The 12,985-nt window shown below is 65.1% G+C and carries 12 protein-coding genes; 2 read left to right on the plus strand and 10 right to left on the minus strand.

Going from position 1 to position 12,985, the window contains the following annotated elements:
* Window positions 1–7: 7 nt before the first annotated feature.
* The 5 genes from ACM42_RS17580 to ACM42_RS17600 all read right to left on the minus strand — a co-directional run bounded on the left by ACM42_RS17580 (window position 8) and on the right by ACM42_RS17600 (window position 6,267).
* A complete protein-coding gene (locus tag ACM42_RS17580) occupies window positions 8–334 on the minus strand; it encodes a rhodanese-like domain-containing protein (protein WP_028178566.1) in 327 nt (108 codons plus the stop codon).
* A 157-nt stretch (window positions 335–491) separates the two neighbouring features.
* Entirely contained in the window at window positions 492–2,420 is a 1,929-nt protein-coding gene (locus tag ACM42_RS17585; protein ID WP_271529132.1) for a potassium transporter Kup, read from the minus strand.
* 140 nt (window positions 2,421–2,560) lie between these two features.
* The gene (locus tag ACM42_RS17590) at window positions 2,561–4,462 is read right to left on the minus strand and encodes a potassium transporter Kup (protein ID WP_271529133.1); all 1,902 of its coding nucleotides are present in this window, start codon (window positions 4,460–4,462) and stop codon (window positions 2,561–2,563) included.
* Between the two features lie 177 nt (window positions 4,463–4,639).
* Window positions 4,640–5,470 (minus strand): OmpA/MotB family protein, encoded by an 831-nt coding sequence (locus tag ACM42_RS17595; protein ID WP_061877699.1) that lies wholly within the window; start codon window positions 5,468–5,470, stop codon window positions 4,640–4,642.
* Between the two features lie 23 nt (window positions 5,471–5,493).
* Window positions 5,494–6,267, minus strand: coding sequence for a motility protein A (locus ACM42_RS17600; RefSeq protein ID WP_271529134.1), 774 nt, complete (start codon window positions 6,265–6,267; stop codon window positions 5,494–5,496).
* 302 nt (window positions 6,268–6,569) lie between these two features.
* On the opposite strand from ACM42_RS17600, the gene ACM42_RS17605 reads away from it, so the two are divergent.
* Window positions 6,570–6,863 (plus strand): hypothetical protein, encoded by a 294-nt coding sequence (locus tag ACM42_RS17605; RefSeq protein WP_271529135.1) that lies wholly within the window; start codon window positions 6,570–6,572, stop codon window positions 6,861–6,863.
* A 91-nt stretch (window positions 6,864–6,954) separates the two neighbouring features.
* Here ACM42_RS17605 and ACM42_RS17610 read toward each other — a convergent pair whose 3' ends face one another.
* The 4 genes from ACM42_RS17610 to ACM42_RS17625 form a co-directional block, all read right to left on the minus strand.
* A complete protein-coding gene (locus ACM42_RS17610; protein ID WP_271529136.1) occupies window positions 6,955–7,674 on the minus strand; it encodes an RraA family protein in 720 nt (239 codons plus the stop codon).
* Between the two features lie 123 nt (window positions 7,675–7,797).
* A complete protein-coding gene (locus ACM42_RS17615) occupies window positions 7,798–8,679 on the minus strand; it encodes a CDP-alcohol phosphatidyltransferase family protein (RefSeq protein WP_271529137.1) in 882 nt (293 codons plus the stop codon).
* A gap of 79 nt (window positions 8,680–8,758) precedes the next feature.
* Window positions 8,759–9,463 carry a phosphatidylserine decarboxylase gene (locus tag ACM42_RS17620; protein ID WP_271529275.1) on the minus strand — a complete coding sequence of 235 codons (705 nt, stop codon included), beginning with the start codon at window positions 9,461–9,463 and terminating at the stop codon, window positions 8,759–8,761.
* Window positions 9,464–9,543: 80 nt separating this feature from the next.
* Complete coding sequence (locus ACM42_RS17625) at window positions 9,544–11,502, minus strand: ABCB family ABC transporter ATP-binding protein/permease (protein ID WP_271529138.1); 1,959 nt, start codon at window positions 11,500–11,502, stop codon at window positions 9,544–9,546.
* 201 nt (window positions 11,503–11,703) lie between these two features.
* Here ACM42_RS17625 and ACM42_RS17630 point away from each other — a divergent pair, with 201 nt between their 5' ends.
* Entirely contained in the window at window positions 11,704–12,309 is a 606-nt protein-coding gene (locus tag ACM42_RS17630) for a TIGR00730 family Rossman fold protein (protein WP_271529139.1), read from the plus strand.
* A 198-nt stretch (window positions 12,310–12,507) separates the two neighbouring features.
* Here ACM42_RS17630 and ACM42_RS17635 read toward each other — a convergent pair whose 3' ends face one another.
* Window positions 12,508–12,885 (minus strand): VOC family protein, encoded by a 378-nt coding sequence (locus tag ACM42_RS17635; protein ID WP_271529140.1) that lies wholly within the window; start codon window positions 12,883–12,885, stop codon window positions 12,508–12,510.
* Window positions 12,886–12,985 lie beyond the last annotated feature (100 nt).

The following is a 12,985-nucleotide window of genomic DNA, read 5'->3' on the forward strand; positions in this document are numbered from 1 at the left end:
GAGCCGATCAGCCACCGACCTTGCTGGGGAGCCCCGCCGCCTTCCAGCCCAGCATGCCGCCGGCCAGATGCTTGTTGTAAGGAAGGCCCGCCGCCTGCGCCGCCAGCGAGGCCGTCACGGAGCGTTTTCCCGAGCGGCAGGCGAACACGACCTCCTTGCCGGCGGGATCGGGAATCGCCTTGGGATCGAAAGTCGAGAGCGGCACCACGACACCGTAGGGATAGGCCTCGGCCTGAACCTCGTTCGGCTCGCGAACGTCGACGAGCAGATAGCGCCCTTCCGCGACACCCTTGGAAACCTCGTCCGGGGTCAGATCCTGTACTTGATTTGCCACATCATCCTCCAACGTCGCAGGCGCATGCCGGGGCGACCCCGCCGGGCGGCAACCTCGCCTCTCGGGAGGCGAAAATCAAGCGCTGCAAAGGCTTGAGCCGCCCGGCGCAAGTTAAAGCTAAATCGCAGCGACTTGAAGTCCGCTGCGAATCCCCGCCTTAGATCGTCACCTGCGTGCCGACCTCGACCACGCGGCCGGAGGGGATCTGGAAATAGTCGGTGGCGTCGTTGGCGGAGCGGCTGAGCGAGATGAACAGCCGGTCCTGCCACCGCGGCATGCCGGAATGGACGGCGGGCTTCAGCGCACGGCGCGACAGGAAGAACGAGGTCGACATGATGTCGAACTGCCAGCCCAGCTTGCGGGCGATCGCCAGCGCCTTCGGCACGTTTGGCGATTCCATGAAGCCGAACTTCAGCGTCACCTTGGAGAAGGTCGGTGAGATCTGCTCCAGCCTGACGCGCTCGGACGGATCGATGCGCGGGGTCTGCGCGGTCTCGATGGTGAGAATGACGTTCTTCTCGTGCAGCACCTTGTAGTGCTTCAGACTATGCATCAGCGCGGTCGGCGCGCTGATTGGGTCCGAGGTCAGGAACACCGCGGTTCCAGGCACGCGCTGGGGCGGCCGCTTCTCCAGCATGGCCACGAGGTCGGCGAGCGGGAACTCGAGCTTGCGCGACTTCTCGAACAAGAGCCGGCTGCCGCGCCGCCACGTGTACATCAGGATGATCATGAGCGCGCCGAGCGCCAGCGGCACCCAGCCGCCCTCGAAGACCTTGAGCAGGTTGGCGGAGAGGAACGTGAGGTCGAGGAACAGGAATGGCGCAATGAGAGCGGCGGCGGCGAAGGGCGACCACCGCCAGACCTTCCAGATCACGACAAAGCCCATCATGGCCGTGACCACCATGGTGCCGGTGACCGAGATGCCGTAGGCCGAGGCCAGGGCACTGGAGGAGCGGAACATAAGCACCAGCAGCACCACCGCGACCAGCAGCAACTGGTTGATGCGCGGGATGAAGATCTGGCCGGAATGTGCTTCTGACGTATGGCGAATTTCAAAGCGCGGCAGCAGACCGAGCTGGATCGCCTGCCGCGTCAGCGAATAGGCGCCGGTGATGACCGCCTGGCTTGCGATGACGGTGGCGGCAGTGGCCAGCACGACCATGCTGCCGCGGATAAGACCTTGCGGGAAGAGCTGGAAGAACGGGCTCACGATCGCGCCGGGGTCGCTGAGGACAAGCGCTCCCTGCCCGAGATAGTTCAGCGCCAGCGAGGGCAGCACGATAGAGAGCCAGGCGAACTGGATCGGCCGCTTGCCGAAATGGCCGAGGTCGGCGTACAGCGCCTCGGCGCCGGTGACCGCCAGGAACACCGCGCCCAGCGTCACGAAGCCGATCAGGCCGTGGTTAAGCATGAAGGACACGGCATAGAGCGGGTTCAGCGCGAGCAGCACCTGCGGCTGCATGATGATCGGATGGATCGCGGCGATCGCCAACACGGCGAACCAGACGCACATGATCGGACCGAAGAAGGCGGCAACGCGCGCCGTGCCGCGTGACTGCACTGCGAACAGGCAGACCAGGATCACGACGGTCAGCGGGACGATGTATGGCTCGAACTTGAGGGTGACGTCCTTCATGCCTTCGATCGCCGACAGCACCGAGAGCGCCGGCGTGATCACGGCGTCGCCGTAGAACAGGGCACCGGAGATGATGCCGAGCAGGACGATGGCGGACCCGCCGGTGCCCACCGCGCGCTGGGCCAGCGCCATCAGCGCCAGCGTGCCGCCCTCGCCGTTGTTGTCGGCGCGGAGCAGGATCACGACATATTTGAGGGTCACCACGATGATGAGCGCCCACAGGATCAGCGAGAGCACGCCGAGCACGGCCGCAGCCGTCGGCAGGCCCTCGTGCCCCGAAGCCGCCGTCACCGCCTCGCGGAACGCGTAGAGCGGGCTGGTGCCGATATCGCCATAGACGACGCCGATGCTGCCGAGCGTCAGCGCACCGAAACCAGCGGTGGTGTGGGCCTCACCATGCCCATTGACCGCCGCCGTTTCCGGGGCGGGAACTACTACGTCACTGGTCATGGAAGAGCCCAATGGCCTCTACAATGCTTCACGGCACAACGGCGGAAGAGCGCGCGGCTTATAGGCCTGCGCTGCCGGCATAGCCTAGGCCGATTCCGGACCATAGCCATGCCAATTTTGCATGGGTTTGCCAGTTGCGTTCAAATAGTGACTTGGGTTCCGACTTCAACCACCCGCCCGGTGGGAATCTGGAAATAGTCGGTGGCGTCATTGGCTGACCGGCTGAGCGCGATGAACAAATGGTCCTGCCACAGCGGCATGCCCGACTGCGCCGAGGCCTTCAGCGATCTCCGCGACACGAAGAACGACGTCGACATGATGTCGAACTGCCAGCCCTGTTTGCGCGCGATGGCGAGCGCCTTCGGCACGTTCGGCTGCTCCATATAGCCGAAGCGCAGACGGACCTTGGAGAACTTGTCGCTGATCTTCTCCATCCTGAACCGCTCCGACAGATCGACCCGCGGCGTATGCGCGGTCTCGATGGTCAGGATCACGTTGTGCTCATGCAGCACCTTGTTGTGCTTGAGATTGTGCAGCAGCGCGGTCGGCACGAAGGCCGGATCGCTGGTGAGGAACACCGCCGTGCCCTTGACGATGTGCGGCGGCCGCTTCTCCAGGCTCCGGATCAGATCGTCCAGCGGCACCTCGATCCGTCGCGTCTTCTGGATCAGGATTGCAGAGCCCTTGCGCCAGGTCCAGATCGTCCCCGCCATGAGGACGCCGAACAGCAGCGGCACCCAGGCGCCTTCGAGCAGCTTGAGCAGGTTGGCGCTGAAGAAGCTCAAATCGACGATGACGAAGGGGACGATCACGGCCGCAGCCGTCGCCGCGCGCCAGTTCCACAACTTCCAGATCACGACGAAGCCCATGATGCCATCGGCGACCATGGTGGTGGAGACCGCAATGCCGTAGGCCGAGGCCAGATTGCTGGGGGTGTGGAACAGCAGCACCAGCAGCATCACACCGATCAGCAATAGGCGGTTCACGCGGGGCAGATAGATCTGGCCCGCGTGGGATTCGGAGGTGTAGCGCACCTCGAAACGCGGCAGAAGCCCGAGTTGTACGGCCTGGTAGACCAGCGAATAGGCGCCGGTGATCACCGCCTGGCTCGCGATCACGGTTGCGGCAGTCGCAAGTCCGACCAGGGGCAGCACCAGGCTCTCGGGCACCATGCGATAGAAGGAGTGCTCGATCGCGCTGGGATCGGACAGCACCAGCGCACCCTGCCCGAAATAGTTGATCAGGAGCGCGGGCAGCACGAAAAACATCCAGGCCGACTGGATCGGCTTGCGGCCGAAATGGCCGAGATCGGCATAAAGCGCCTCGCCGCCCGTGACCGCCAGGAACACGGCGCCGAGCGTCACGAGGCCGATCACGCCGTGCGACAGCACGAACTGCACCGCGTAATAGGGATTGATTGCCGCCAGAACGGTGGGGTCGTCGACGATGTGGACGGCCCCCATCACGGCAATGACAGCGAACCAGACCACCATCACCGGCCCGAAGGCCGAGGCGACCAATGCGGTTCCCTTGCTCTGGACAGCAAACAGCAGCACCAGAATGAGGACGGTGAGCGGCACGACATAGTGCTCGAGCGCGGGCGTCGCGAGCTTGAGGCCCTGGACCGCCGAGAGGACCGAGATCGCCGGCGTGATCATGGAATCGCCGATGAACATGGAGGCGCCGACCACACCGAGCGCGAGCAGGACCCAGCTTCGCCGCCCGAGCGCGCGCTGGCCGAGGGCCATCAGCGAGAGCGTGCCGCCCTCCCCGTTGTTGTCGGCGCGCAGCAGCAGCAGGACGTATTTGGCGGTGACGACGATCAGCAGCGCCCACAGGATCAGCGAGAGCACGCCCAGCACGATGACCCGCGAGACCGGCTCGCCGTGGGCCGCGCCCTTGACGGCCTCGTGAAATGCGTAAAGCGGCGAGGTGCCGATATCCCCGAAGACGACGCCGATGCTCCCGAGCGTAAGGGCCCAAAAGCCTGATGTGACCGGCTGCCCGTCCTGAGTCTCGGTCGATGTGATGCTCGCCGTCATGGGGGTGAGAAACGCTTCGTCCCTGAATTTGATCCGGCGCCTATTGACGCTTCCGTCGCGCCTGTCAATCGGCCCGGCACCATAGCAGGCGCCGGAACAGAAGCTGTGACGCCGCAGCAACGTTCATCGTCAGCGCGACGACATGCCTCAGGTAAAACGGTAGCGCAAGGGGGGGGGTTACGGCTTCAGATTCGGCGGCAGCGGCGGATCTTCACGCATCAGGGTGATGGTCACCCGACGGTTGGCCGCGAGCGAGGGATCGTCCGGAAACAGCGGCTGGGTATCCGCCTTGCCCGAGACGGCGAAAATATGCGACGGCGGCAGACCTTCGCGTTCGAGGATCTGGCGCACGGCGTTGGCGCGGTCGGCCGACAGATCGAAGGCGCCGTAGTCGCTGCGGGTCGGTACAAATCCTGCCGCGGTGTGGCCGGCGATAGATACGCGCAGCGGCGTGGCCTTGAGCGGAATCGCAAGCTTCTCGACCAGGCGCCGGGTACGGTCATAGGGCACCTTGGAGCCGTCGGCGAACATCGAGCGGCCGTCCTGGTCGACGATCTCCAGGTTGAGGCCCTGCTTGGTCTCCTCGAACATGATGTGCTTGGACATCTCGGTCAGTTCCGGCATGTCCTGCAACGCTTGGCGCAGCGAGGCCGCGGCCAGCGCGAAATTACGGTCGACCTTGATCTTCGCGCCGGACGTCTTGTCGCGGTCTTCCTGGTCCGGCGTCGGCGTGTTGGAGGCATCCTCGGGCTGGATGTGGTCGACGTTCTTCAGCCGCGGACGGGTCGGCAGGCCGTCGGATTCGACGATTCCGGAGTAGCGCGCTTCGCTCTGAACGCCGAACGCCTCGCGCATCGAGCCCGCGACGATCTTCAGCTTGTTGGCGTCCTGCGTGGAGAACGCAACCAGCATCACGAAAAACGCCAGCAGCAGCGCCATCAGGTCGGCGAAGGTCACGAACCAGCCGTGGCCGCCGCCGTGAGCATTGCCGCGCTTCTTCTTGGCCATCTCTCAAATCCCGGCGGGCGGCCTTACGCCGGCACCGGCTCTCCCTCGGTGTGACGATGCTTCTCCGGCAGATAGGCCAGCAGCATTTCGCGCACGAGCGTCGGGCTCTTGGAATCGCGGATCATCAGGATGCCGTCGATGATCAAGGTACGGTTCGTTTCTTCGTCGAGCAGCTTGCCATGCAGCTTGTCGGCAATCGGCAAACAGATCAGGTTGGCGACAACCGCGCCATACAGCGTCGCTAGCAGCGCGGTGGCCATGAACGGGCCGAGCTTGGAGGGGTCCGACATATTGGAGAACATCTGCACCATGCCGAGCAGCGTGCCGATCATGCCGAAGGCCGGGGCGCAGTCGCCGACGGCGCGATAGATCTTGCTGCCTTCGTCGAGATGCATCAGGAAGTTGTCGCGGTCGCGCTCCAGATTGTCGCGAATGAAGTCGAGGTCGTAGCCGTCGGCGACGTAGCGGATGCCCTTGGCAAGGAACGGCTCGTCAGTCTCGACCTTCTCCAGCCCGACCGGACCCTGCTTGCGAGCGATTTCGGCGATGCGGGCGAGTTCGTCGACGAGGTCGTGGGCCGAAAGGCGGCTTAGGGTGAAGGCAAACTTTGCGCCCAGCGGCAAGCCGTGCACCATGGCCGACAATGGAAAGCGGATCATCGTTGCGGCGAACGAGCCGCCGAAGATGACGATCACGGCGTGGATGTCGTAGAACATCCCGAAGCTGCCGCCCATCAGGATCAGCGTCGACACAACAGTGGCGCCCGCGGCAAGGCCGACGAGTGTTGCTATATCCATTATCGACTCCAACGCGTACGCGACAACGGCCGTCCTGGCCGCTGGTGCGGCCCGACCCCGAACCGCGTTGGAAACCCTAGAGGCCCGCCCTTAAAGCCGCGTAAAGGTTAAGTCCGGACAGTACGCCGGGCCGCTGCTGCGAGCCGCGATCGCCCTCCAGCGGAACGAATTTCAATCATTCGCTAACCATGACCGGCGCCGCCGGAATGACACTCCAACTGCGGCCCTGCGCCACATCCGCGACAGGGCATCATGCGGTATTCTATGGCCGTGCGGCATGCTCGATCGCGGGAGCCATCGCGATGTTGACGCTGTTCAGTCTTCTCACCGCGCTGCCCGCGGTGCTGGCGCTCCACCTGCTGGAGCCGGAGCTCGTCCTGCCGGCTTTCAGCCTCGTGCTCTTTGCCGAGGCCGCCTTCGCGGTGATGGCAGCGCGCTTGATTCACCTCCCGGACAATGCGGAGGACATCACGCTATGGGACCTTGCCGGCGGCTTCACCCTGATCGGATGCGCCGCCGCAGTGTTCGGCGAGCCGGATCAGGCGGTCCTGTTTCTGACGGAACAAGGCGACCCACGGCCGGCGTCGCGGCCGTAGGTCGTTCGATCGCCGCAGCGGTTTTCCGAAAAGATCATGCTTGAACAACAGCCCAAAGCGCGATGACGATTCATCCTGATCGCATCGCGCTTTAGTGAATCTCCGCCGAGCGCTTCAGCGCGGCCTTCAGCTTCTCCAGCGAGAAATCGGGGCTGCGGGCGATCTCCAGAATCGGCGTCTCGCGGCGGCCGCACAGTTCGGCGGCTTCCGGCAGCTTTGCGGCGACGTCGAGCGGGATGACGATGGCACCGTGCCGGTCGGCGTGGATCAGATCATCGGACTTCACGGTCATGCCGGCGACGCGCACTTCGCCGCCAAAGCTTTCCGCATGCACCCAGGCATGCGACGGGCCGATCGAGCCGGCCAGCGCCTGGAAGCCCGGGGCCCATTGCGGGATGTCGCGGATCGAGCCGTCGGTGATGACGCCGAGGCAGCCGAGCGCCTTGTGCACGTTGCTCTGCACCTCGCCCCAGAATGCACCGTAGCCGACATCGGGGCCGTCGATGTCCTGGATCACCGAGATGCGCGGGCCATGGCCGGTGCCGACATACTCGTAATAGTCGATGCGACGCTTGGACTGTTCCTCGGCCGGGAGCGATGATCTCAGCACCGAGCGGATCGCAACCGTGCGGGCGTAGCCGACGATCGGCGGCAGGTCGGGAAACGGACAGACCAGCGGCTTTGTGGTGTAGCCGATCAGACGCCGCTCGGGCGCCACGATCTCCATGGCATTGCAGATCGTCGGTGTGTCGTAGCGGCCCAGCGCCTCGAGGACGGAAGCGGGCAGCGGCCCGGTCGCGGAATTGGTCACGGCGTTCTCTCCCAGATTGGCGGCGGTTGATTGCGCGATGCCGCCGTCACACGGGCGATATAGCCGAGATCTGGCCTCGACCCAACTCAGGCAGGCCTCATGGCAGATATCCGCGAGGAGCGCTCAGTGCAGACGTCCGGGCCGGTCGTCATCGTGCGGCGGCTCCGACGGATTCGACAGCGTCGGCGCCGAAGTCGGTGACGAGACCTCGCCTCCCGCCGGCGCGGCGGCTTGCATCGCGCGCGCCTGGTCGCGATAGGATTTGTAGCCGAGCGGCAGGAAGAGCAGATAGAGCACCGTGCCGATCGACAGCACGTGCCAGGGATAGGCGATCAAGAGCGCGATGAAGACGATCACGGCGACGAACGCCGGCAGCACCAGCTCCGGCGGCACGCGCATGCGTTTGGTCTTGCCGGAGAACACCGGCAGGCGCGACACCATCAGAAACGCGATCAGAAGCGTATAGGCCGCCGTCACCGCCGCAGGGGTGCGGCCGAGCTCGAGGAACGCGATGTAGATCGGCAGCAGCACCGTGATGGCGCCGGCGGGCGCCGGCACGCCGGTGAAGAAATTGGCCGCGAAGGCCGGCTTGTTCGGATCATCCATGGTGGCGTTGAAGCGCGCCAGCCGCAGGCCGCCGGAGATCGCGAACACCATCGCGGCGATCCAGCCGGCATTGCCGAGCTCGTGCAGCTGCCAGAAGTACAGCATCAGGCCAGGCGCCACCCCGAAATTGACGAAATCGGCGAGGCTGTCGAGCTCGGCACCGAACTTGGACTGGCCCTTGATCATGCGCGCGATGCGGCCGTCGATGCCGTCGAGCGCGGCCGCGAATACGATGGCGTAGACGGCGAGCGTCATCCGCCCCTCGATCGACAGCCGGATCGAGGTCAGGCCGGCGCAGATCGCCAGCAGCGTGATGACGTTGGGCACCAGCATCCGCACCGGGATCGGTCGAAACCGCCGGCGGCGCACATCGGGATCTTTGAAGTCATAGGGCGTCATTGCTCACCTCGAGGCGAGATATAGCAAGCCGCGCCCCCCTCCGCCATTGCGGCGGAAGGCCCACAAGCACGACTATTGGTCAATTGGCGCGGTAGGCGCGGCTCGGATCCTCGCCGGCAAGGTCGGCCAGGATCGTCTCTCCGGCGATCGCGGTCTGCCCTTCCGAGACCAGCGCCTTGGTGCCCACGGGCAAATAGACGTCGAGGCGGGAGCCAAAGCGGATCAGGCCGAAGCGCTCGCCGGCACCGATCGCCTGCCCTTCCTTGACGAAGCAGACGATGCGCTTGGCGACGAGGCCGGCGATCTGGACGACGCCGATCCGCGCCGTCGGCGTCGTGATGACCAGCGAGTTGCGCTCATTGTCCTCGCTCGCCTTGTCGAGCTCGGCGTTGATGAAGAGACCGGGCCGATAGGCGATGCGATCCACCCTGCCCGCCACGGGCGCGCGGTTCACGTGGCAGTTGAACACGCTCATGAACACCGAGATGCGCGGCAGCGGCCGGTCGCCAAGCCCGAGCTCGGCCGGGGGCAGTGCCATGGTGATCATCGAGACGCGGCCGTCGGCCGGCGACACAACCAGCCCCTCACGCACGGGTGTCACGCGGACGGGGTCGCGGAAGAACAGCGCGCACCAGACGGTCAGGATCGTGCCGATCCACCCCAACGGCGACCACAGCCAGAACAGGATCAGGCTTGCCAGCGCAAAACCGCCGATGAACGGATAGCCCTCCTTGTGGATCGGCGGGATCTGGCGCTGGATCGAATCGAGAATGGACATCGCTATCTGCCGCTGGAGGGGTTGACGGCGCGGGTTGCCCCCGCGCGGTGGAGTTGTTTAGGCCAGAGTTGGGACCGGAGACAAGGTCAGTCGACCGCCGCAGGCGTCGTCAGGACGTCATCGACCGGCGGCGGCTCCCGGTTGGGCGCCGCGCTGGTGTCGGCCATCTTGGCCAGTTTCTCGCGTGCCGCCTCGGCCTCGCGCTGCCTGTTCCACATGCTGGCATAGAGGCCGCCGTGCGCGAGCAGTGTCGCGTGGGTACCGCGCTCGGCGATGCGGCCCTGGTCCAGCACGATGATCTCGTCGGCGCCGACGATGGTCGAAAGCCGGTGCGCGATCACCAGCGAGGTGCGGTTCTTCGCCACGCGGTCGAGCGCACCCTGGATCTCGTGCTCGGTGTGGGTGTCGAGCGCCGAGGTCGCCTCGTCCAGCACCAGGATCGGCGGCGCCTTGAGAACCGTACGCGCGATCGCGACGCGCTGCTTCTCGCCGCCCGACAGCTTCAGGCCGCGCTCGCCGACCTGGGTGTCGTAGCCCTTCGGCGCCATGCGGATGAAGTGGTCGATCTGCGCCAGCCGCGCCGCCTCCTCGACCTCGGTATCAGTCGCGTCCCAGCGGCCATAGCGGATGTTGTAGCGGATGGTGTCGTTGAACAGCACGGTGTCCTGCGGCACCATGCCGATCGATGCACGCAAGCTCGCCTGCGTGACGTCGCGGATGTCCTGGCCGTCGATCAGGATCTTGCCGCCGGAGACGTCATACAGGCGGAACAGCAGCCGCGAGATGGTCGACTTGCCTGCGCCCGACGGGCCGACGATGGCAACGGTCTTGCCGGCCGGCACCTCGAAGCTGATGCCCTTCAGGATCGGGCGCGTCGGCTCATAGGCAAAGCGCACGTCCTCGAAACGCACGATGCCGGCGGAGATGACCAGCGGCTTCGCGCCAGGCGCATCCTTGATCTCGGCCTCGCGGCCCAGCACATTGAACATCTTCTCGATGTCGATGATCGCCTGCTTGATCTCGCGGTAGACCATGCCCATGAAGTTCAGGGGCTGGTAGAGCTGGATCATCATGGCGTTGACCAGCACGAAATCGCCGACGGTGTTGGTGCCATTGCGTACGCCGATCGCGCACATCAGCATGGTCGCGGTCAGGCCCAGCGTGAAGATCACGGCCTGCCCGGTGTTGAGCACCGCGAGCGAAGTGTAGCTGCGGACGCTCGCCTCCTCGTAGCGCTCCACCGATCTGTCGTAGCGCTGCGCCTCGCGCGCCTCGGCACTGAAATATTTGACGGTCTCGTAATTGAGCAGCGAGTCGATCGCCTTGGTGTTCGCCTCGGTGTCGGAATCGTTCATCTTGCGGCGGATGCCGATCCGCCACTCGGTCGCGATGTAGGTGTAGTACATGTAGAGCGTGACCGTGATCAGGGTAACGACCACGTAACGCCAGTCGAACTGCCAGAGCAGCACCGCCATCAAGAGCGAGACCTCGACGATGGTCGGGATCAGCTGCAGGATCACCATGCGCACGATGACCTCGATGCCCTCGCGGCCGCGCTCGAGCACGCGCGTCAGGCCGCCGGTCTTGCGCTCGAGGTGAAAGCGCAGCGACAGCTCGTGCATGTGAATGAAGGTGATGGTGGCGAGCTTGCGCACCGCATGCATGGCGACGCGGGCGAAGATGCCGTCGCGCCATTGCGTCAGCACCGCCATCAGAATGCGCATCGCGCCGTAGCTCGCGGTGAGCAGCAGCGGCGAGGCGATCACCCAGAGGTGCCAGTTGTCGGCCGCGACCGGCGCGGTGTTGGCGCCGGTCAGCGCATCCGTCGCCCATTTGAAGCTGAACGGCACGGCCAGCGTGATCAGCTTGGCGGCGAGCAGCAGCACCAGGGACCAGACCACCCGCATCTTCAGATCGACGCGATCGCCCGGCCAGATATAGGGCCACAGATGCGCCAGCGTGCCCATCAGCGTGGCCCGCTCCAGCGGTCCCCCGGCGGAAGGATCAGGAACGTCGGCGCCGTCGAGCGATTGAGGTTGGTCCATCAAGAAACCTGAAAGCCCGCCGGATGCGGGCGCAACTGCGATTGACGATTTTCGTCCGTCATATAGAGCCTTCCCGATGTCCGCGCACCCCGCCAGATGGCGAATCTTTGATTGTTTATCGTCATTTACCGGTAGATTTCCGGGAGTATCGAATCACCGATTGGGCTTGACGCCTCTTCGCTGCAATGCATCATGGCACCAATGAGCACGATCAAAACCGTCTGTGTCTATTGCGGCTCCGGCCCTGGAACCAATCCCCGCTTCACCGAAGGCGCCAAGGCGTTTGGCAAGGCGCTCGCCGAGAACAACGTCCGCCTGGTCTATGGCGGCGGATCGCTCGGCCTGATGGGCGCGGTCGCGACCTCCGTGCTCGATCACGGCGGCACCGTCACGGGCATCATCCCCGAATTCCTGCGCAAGCGCGAGAATGCGCTGACGCGCGTGCAGGAGATGATCGTCACCCCCGACATGCACGAGCGCAAGCGCTTGATGTTCGAACGCTCCGACGCCTTCGTGGCGCTGCCGGGCGGCGTCGGCACGCTGGAGGAACTGGTCGAGCAGTTGACCTGGAAACAGCTCGGCCGTCACGCCAAGCCGGTGCTGCTCGCCAATATCGACAATTTCTGGGAGCCGCTGTTCTCGCTGCTGTCGCACATGCGCCAAACGGAGTTCATCCGCGCCGGCCTGTCGGTCGACATCCTCAAGGCCGATCGCGTCGACGAGATCTTGCCGAAGCTGAAGGCCGCGGTGGCCCAGCTCGCCGAGGCTGAAAAGCAGCTCGCCCCGGAAGTCGCGCGCAAGCTCTGACGGTTGGTTCGCTCGATTTGGCCACGGGCTCCGTCACCTCTCCCGCTTGCGCGAGAGGTCGCCGCACAGCGGCGGATGAGGGTTCTCGCCTCGTTGGGAATCTCTCTGCGGAGACACCCTCTCCCCAACCCTCTCCCGCAAGCGGTAGAGGGAGCGTACCTCCTTCGCGGTGACAGTTAGCCAATTCACCGTCACGCTCTATTCCGCCGGAAACGTCACCGCCTCAATCCGGTTGCCGTCGGGATCGGTGACGAAGGCCGCGTAGTAGCGCACGCGGTCGTGCGGGCGGATGCCCGGCGCGCCGTCGGAGGCACCGCCGGCGGACAGCGCGGCGACGTGAAACGCATCGACCTCGCTTGCGGTCTTCGCGCGCAGGCAGATGTGCACGCCGCTCTCCGGGGCCACACGCCGCATGCCTTCGCGCAGATTGATCCAGAATTCCGGATAGGCCTTGCCGAAGCCGACCGTGCGCGGCCGCGCGACGAGACGCGTGAGGCCGAGCGCGGCAAGCGTCGCCTCGTAGAACTTTGCGGCGCGTTCGAGATCGCTGACCCCGACGGAGATGTGGTCGATCATACTTCTGCCCCTCCCCCATTGTCCGTAGCCCGGATGAGCGAAGAGACATCCGGGAAAGTCTATCGGTGCGTCGTATACCGCCCCGGATATCGCTTCGCTC

This window comes from Bradyrhizobium sp. CCBAU 25338 (genome assembly GCF_028128965.1).
Lineage (GTDB): Bacteria > Pseudomonadota > Alphaproteobacteria > Rhizobiales > Xanthobacteraceae > Bradyrhizobium > Bradyrhizobium liaoningense.

Bases quoted from the DNA above. Each gene is read 5' to 3' on its own strand.
- ACM42_RS17585 (WP_271529132.1), bottom strand. From the start codon at position 2,420: ATGACCAGTGACGTAGTAGTTCCCGCCCCGGAAACGGCGGCGGTCAAT.
- ACM42_RS17590 (WP_271529133.1), bottom strand. From the start codon at position 4,462: ATGACGGCGAGCATCACATCGACCGAGACTCAGGACGGGCAGCCGGTC.
- ACM42_RS17595 (WP_061877699.1), bottom strand. From the start codon at position 5,470: ATGGCCAAGAAGAAGCGCGGCAATGCTCACGGCGGCGGCCACGGCTGG.
- ACM42_RS17600 (WP_271529134.1), bottom strand. From the start codon at position 6,267: ATGGATATAGCAACACTCGTCGGCCTTGCCGCGGGCGCCACTGTTGTG.
- ACM42_RS17605 (WP_271529135.1), top strand. From the start codon at position 6,570: ATGTTGACGCTGTTCAGTCTTCTCACCGCGCTGCCCGCGGTGCTGGCG.
- ACM42_RS17615 (WP_271529137.1), bottom strand. From the start codon at position 8,679: ATGACGCCCTATGACTTCAAAGATCCCGATGTGCGCCGCCGGCGGTTT.
- ACM42_RS17625 (WP_271529138.1), bottom strand. From the start codon at position 11,502: ATGGACCAACCTCAATCGCTCGACGGCGCCGACGTTCCTGATCCTTCC.
- ACM42_RS17630 (WP_271529139.1), top strand. From the start codon at position 11,704: ATGAGCACGATCAAAACCGTCTGTGTCTATTGCGGCTCCGGCCCTGGA.
- ACM42_RS17635 (WP_271529140.1), bottom strand. From the start codon at position 12,885: ATGATCGACCACATCTCCGTCGGGGTCAGCGATCTCGAACGCGCCGCA.